Raw genomic sequence first — 5,404 nt, forward strand, 5'->3', positions numbered from 1 at the left:
TTTGGGTCAAACAACAGCCCATTGGTTTAAGCTTAGCACCGCCGCTGTTCCCGGTGGCGCAATTACGTTAGCTGATCAGGGCAACATCGGCGGTGAGGATATTGCAGCTATGACCACGACCTCGTTTCCCTCGGTTGCGGTGAACAGTGCCGGGGACGCGAAATTCGGCTTTTCAGCTTCTGCTCCGACCATTTTTGCGGGCGCCTACGTCACGGGTCGCGCTGCGGCCGATACGCCTGGCACGGTGCGACCGTCTGAAACCGTGAAAGCTGGGGAAGACGTTTACCACCGAGTCATCGGCACAGAGAACCGCTGGGGTGACTACAGTGGCATCTCACTGGACCCCACGGACGATCGTATTTTCTGGGTATTCAATGAGTTTGCTGATTTAAGCGAATCGAGCGAGTGCGAAAACGACGGCCGCTGGGGCACCGCCTATGCAAGCTGCACTATTGACACTCTTGACGTGAGTACACCGGCCAGCGTCAACCTGCCGCCACCGCCCGGGCAGACCGTGGTTGTTCCCCTGAACCTGAACAATCCCGGCGGCCTTCCCATAGATGACTTTGAATTGACATTTCTCTACCCAACCAGCCTGCTCACATTTCAAAAGACGGACAGCGCTGGCACGCTCACTGACGGTTGGACCACGGCCTCCGGCCAGGAGAACACCCCTGGTGAAATCACCATCACAGGTTCCAATGGAACACCGCTCACCAGCTCCGGGGTTTTGATAAATGTCGTATTTCAGGAGTCAGGTGGTCCGGGTGCAGGCTTGCTGCAGCTTACAGACTTCCTCGATGACATCGCCGCGGCATCAACAACCGATGGCATCCTGAATAATGCAGTTCCTGTAGAGCTTGCTTCTTTTTCAGCTCAAGTAGCGGAGAGCTCTGTTAAGTTAATTTGGACAACAACAAGTGAAACCAACAATTTTGGGTTCGATATTGAAAAAAGCGTTGACCGATATAGTTTTTCTAAAATAGCGTTTGTTGCAGGAAAGGGTACGATATCAATCCCACAAAGTTATGTTTTCATTGATAAGAAGGTTGGCCTAGGAACCTTCTATTATCGGCTAAAGCAAATTGATACCGATGGCTCTTTTCAGTATTCAGAGATTTTGAAAGTTGAAACAAATGCACCAAAAAGTTTTGCATTATATCAAAATCATCCCAATCCCTTTAACCCAGAAACCATCATCCGCTATCAGTTCCCGCAGGAATCCGAAGTCGGCTTGACTATTTACAACCTCAAGGGCCAGGAGATACGCACTTTGGTTGATGAGAAGAAACAGGCTGGATTTTACAACATTGCCTGGAATGGCAAAGACAATGCTGGCAGACAAGTTGCCAGTGGCGTGTATATTTACCGGATACAAATAGGAGACTTCACGGGTGTCAAGAAGTTGACGTTGCTACGATAAGGAAAATCTTCCGTATGATTGAATTTCAATGACTTATCGACGGTATAACCAAGCGCATGAACCTGCCAAAAGGGCTCTGGCTCCCTGAGTTAGTTGTGAGGTTTTCAGGAGTCTGGTTCTTCCTCAACGTTAATGTGCACATTCGTCCTTTTGCAGGTTATGCGTAGAAGTTATTTCAAACCTTCATGCTGGCATCAACCCTCATAAGAGCCAGGCATGCCCAAGGAATGTTTAATAATTCCAGCTACTCCTGCAAAATATCCTTCAAGATCTTTACCGCCCTTTTATCTCCGGATTTCCCCAGATAATAAATCGCTCGTTTTCTCACCTCCGAGTCGAGATCATTTTTCGCTATGTTACCGAGCACATCAATTGCTTCCGGATTGTCAATTCGGGCCAAATACTGAACCAATTTTTTCCTGATTTTGGGATTCTTTTCTTTTTCAAGTGAGTTCTTTAACACCGGCAAAGCTTTCTTTTCGTCCATTTCAAATAAAGAACGGAGACTCTCAAGCTTGAGTTGTTCCTCTTCAGTAAACCGGCCGCCACGCTGGAACTGTTCAAAATGTTGAAACATCTCAAAAGCTTCGACTCCTTGAATAGCTTCCAGACCTTCTAAAGCTTCTAAACCCTCGAGTCCCCGCAAACCTTCTGCTAATCCCATCAAACCCTCTTCCAAGCCTTGCAGTCCTTCTTCTAATCCATGCAGGTCCAATTCCTGCAAACCGAGCTCTAAGCCTTCGAGGTTGATTTCCAGATTTTCCAGACCGCCAGATAACCCTTCAAGGCCCTGAAGCCCCTCTAAACCCTGTAAGCTTTCTAAACCTTGCAGGCCTTCTAACCCTTCCAAATTGATCTTGATTTTGGACTCAACCTGCTTTTCGATCTTCTCTTTGGCAGTTTGGGCAAAAGCGCTCGAAACACCAATTAGCATAAGAATACAAAAAACAAAGAGAACTTTCCTCTCAAATAAAGCCTTCATTTTCGACCTCCAATTACCTGGTTAAAATATCTTTAAAAAAAGCGACTGTGCGTTCATCGCCCGTTTGCCCCAACCAAAAAATTGCTTTTTTGCGGACTTTGGGATTTGGGTTGTTCCGGGCAATATCCATGAGCATATCGACAGCCTGTTCTTTGTCCTGATGCTGGCTGATAGCAAAAACCGCCTTGGTTTTCAGGTCCGTCTCATCCTCATTTTCCACAATGTCGCCAAGCGCTTCGAGTGTTTTCCTTCCGGCCATTTGGCCCAGCCAGAAGATCGCCTTTTTGCGTACTTCACGATTTTTATCATTCTCGGCGACATCGATAAGAATGGGTACGGCGCGCTCGCTTTTATGTTGGCTGATTGCGAAAACAATTTTTTCTTTAAGCTTACGATGCTGAGTGTTTTTGAGCATCTCTGTTAAAACATCCAAAGTTTCTTCCCGGTCGATCTGCCCCAACCAGAAAACCGCTTTTTCCTGTACTCTAAAATCATCGTCGTTTTTAGCAATCCTGGACAGCTCTGCAACCACTTTCTCACTTTTATGCTGGCTAATCGAGAACACCAGCTTCTCTTTCATCTTTAGATTTTTTTCCTTCTCAAAAAGTTGAACCAGCGCTGCAAAACTTTCTTCCTCTGGAATTTGGCCTAGCCAAAAGACGGCACTTTTTCTAATGTCAAAAGTTTTGTTTGCGGCCGCGGTTTGGGTTAAATAAGAAATCACTTTCGGGTGTTCATGCAGACTCAAAACAAACATAGCCGGTTTGACAACTTTTTTCTGATAGCCATCATTTTTGATAAGGCCAGTCAGATAATTAAAACTTTCATTATTATTTATTTCACCAAACCAATAAACCGGAAAATCATCGAATCTGCTTTTTCTGTAAAGATGGGTTAGTTTAATCTTTCTGATTTCTGAATTTTGGCCGTCAAGCAGAAAGAAAAGGCCCCAATTCGTCCAACTGTGTTTGGCGAATTCTTTTTTCATAACTTCGTACGCTTTTTCAGCTTTCTCGTCTCCGAGCTCGCTGAGGGCGTGCAGGACATGCGCTTTGAGATCATCTTCTTCCTGGAGATAGAAATCTCCGTGTCCACGTGAAATGGTGATATTGTCATCATGAACATAAAACCGATCAAACTCGATGTCCGTTCGCGGCTGGAAGCGATACCCCATCCAGAATTTGTTTTCTTGCGATTCGCTGCGAAAACGTTTTTGCGCAGCGAGGATTTTGTCCTGCAGCTTTCCCGAATTCGTTTCGATGAGTGTCATAAATTCGGGGAGTTCGGGTTTTTCCTGGGAATAGGATTTTCCGATAAAAGACATCATTACTAAGGTGACATTCAAAATAAGCATGCTTTTCCTACTTTTATTTACCATCGAAGACTCCTTCTCTGATTATATGAAGATTTTGATCACTATTTCATTGCCATAAGTTCTTTCTTCCCTTGAGGGTTCTCCTGGAAGAAACAGCCATTCGTTAGTTAACGATCTCGGAATCCCTTTTTAGCAACTCCTCAATTCGGGCCTTTGTATTTTTCTGACCCCTTTTGCCCGCATAACCGACACTGATATGATACACAAATCCATCTCGATCTAATAGAATCTCAGTTGGGAAGGATCCCAGATGAGACGCAAGTTGAGGAATCTTTTGTGCTGGCTCGCTTAAAACGCCTGCATGCAAAATTGTATATTTAATTTTGTTTTTCTTTACATACTTCTTTAAAGTTACGAGCGGATTTCTATCAGATGGCTTTTCAAACGCGATACCGATAATTTCAACCCTCTGACCGCGGTATTTTTCGTAAATTTCGTTCAAGAAGGGCGTCATGGCCCGACAAGGAGCACACCATGTACCCCAAATATCAATCAAAATGATTTTGCTCTTAAACTGTTCGTCCGTTAGAGTAACTATTTTACCTTCCAGATTAGGGAAAGCGATCTCTAGTTTAGTTCTTTCCTCTAAGGGGAAAACTCTGCCAAACGGAGAATTCAAAAATAACAAAAGTATGCTTAGCCAAATCATAAAGTACTTCATTCCGCGACTTATTGATTAATTATCTCCAACAGCGCCTTTTTAGCCTTCGCATCATTTGACTGGCCCAGCCAGAAGATCGCCTTTTTTCTCAACTCGATGTCGTCTTCGCTTTTGGCTACTTTTATCAAAAAATCGACCGACGCTTTTGAACCCATCTGACCGCAAGATGAGAGGATTTTTTTGCGTACTTTTATGCTGGAACTGGAGTCGTAAATCTCAACTAACAGACTCATGTTCTCTGAGCCGCCCCTTTGGCCGAGCCAGAAGATTGCCTTTTCCTGAATTTCAGGATCGGAGCTGTTTTTGGCAAAATCAACCAGAATATCGCTGGCGCGACTGCCGCCTATTTGACTCACAGAGAATACGACCTTCTCCTTGGCTTTACGATTTTTGATGGTATTGAATATTTCCAAAAGAGTGTCCAGAGTTTCCGATCCCTGTCGCTGGCCAATCCAGAAAATCGCCTTCTCCTGGGCCTTTTCATCCGAATCATCTTTCGCGATTTGCTCGAGAAGTTTTGTTGCCCGGCCGCCGCCGATTTGACTGAGTGAAAAAATAACTTTCTCCCGCGCTTTTCGATTTTTGGTTATGTTGTAAATCTCCATCAGCAGGTCTACTGTCTGTGAATCACCCTGCTGGCCGAGCCAAAAAATTGCTTTCTCCTGCGACTTTGCATCGGAATCGTCTTTCGCAATTTGCTGCAGAATTTTTGCAGCACGACTGCCGCCGGTCTGGCTGATAGAAAAGATGACCTTTTCCCTGACTTTGCGGTCGGTCTCGTTCTTGAAAATATCCAATAAAATGTCGAGGGTTTCAGCACCGCCGCGCTGACCAATCCAGAAAACCGCATACGCCTGCATTTTCGGGTCTCTATCGGTTTTTGCTATCTTGTGCAAGGTATCAAGCGCTTTGGAACCCCTGACCTGGCCAATCCCGAAAATGCATTTTTTTCGTACTTTCTCA

At 45.0% G+C, this 5,404-nt stretch carries 5 protein-coding genes; 1 reads left to right on the forward strand and 4 read right to left on the reverse strand.

The genetic code is table 11. The annotated features are described in order from the left end of the window. Window positions 1-1,423: T9SS type A sorting domain-containing protein (locus tag IH879_18935; GenBank protein MCH7677002.1), on the forward strand; the 1,423-nt coding region annotated here is incomplete at its 5' end. 244 nt (window positions 1,424-1,667) lie between these two features. Here the strand turns inward: IH879_18935 and IH879_18940 are convergent. From IH879_18940 to IH879_18955, 4 genes are all read right to left on the reverse strand, one after another. Next, window positions 1,668-2,405: a HEAT repeat domain-containing protein gene (locus IH879_18940; GenBank protein MCH7677003.1), complete on the reverse strand. Its 738-nt coding sequence runs from the start codon at window positions 2,403-2,405 to the stop codon at window positions 1,668-1,670. 13 nt (window positions 2,406-2,418) lie between these two features. After that, window positions 2,419-3,783, reverse strand: coding sequence for a HEAT repeat domain-containing protein (locus IH879_18945; protein MCH7677004.1), 1,365 nt, complete (start codon window positions 3,781-3,783; stop codon window positions 2,419-2,421). A 100-nt stretch (window positions 3,784-3,883) separates the two neighbouring features. Then, window positions 3,884-4,441, reverse strand: coding sequence for a TlpA family protein disulfide reductase (locus IH879_18950; GenBank protein ID MCH7677005.1), 558 nt, complete (start codon window positions 4,439-4,441; stop codon window positions 3,884-3,886). 8 nt (window positions 4,442-4,449) lie between these two features. Beyond that, on the reverse strand, window positions 4,450-5,404 hold a 955-nt coding region (locus IH879_18955), incomplete at its 5' end, for a HEAT repeat domain-containing protein (protein MCH7677006.1).

Source organism: candidate division KSB1 bacterium, from assembly GCA_022562085.1.
In the GTDB taxonomy this organism is placed as follows: Bacteria; Zhuqueibacterota; Zhuqueibacteria; order Oceanimicrobiales; family Oceanimicrobiaceae; genus Oceanimicrobium.

Bases quoted from the DNA above. Each gene is read 5' to 3' on its own strand.
- IH879_18940 (MCH7677003.1), bottom strand. From the start codon at position 2,405: ATGAAGGCTTTATTTGAGAGGAAAGTTCTCTTTGTTTTTTGTATTCTT.
- IH879_18950 (MCH7677005.1), bottom strand. From the start codon at position 4,441: ATGAAGTACTTTATGATTTGGCTAAGCATACTTTTGTTATTTTTGAAT.
- IH879_18945 (MCH7677004.1), bottom strand. From the start codon at position 3,783: ATGGTAAATAAAAGTAGGAAAAGCATGCTTATTTTGAATGTCACCTTA.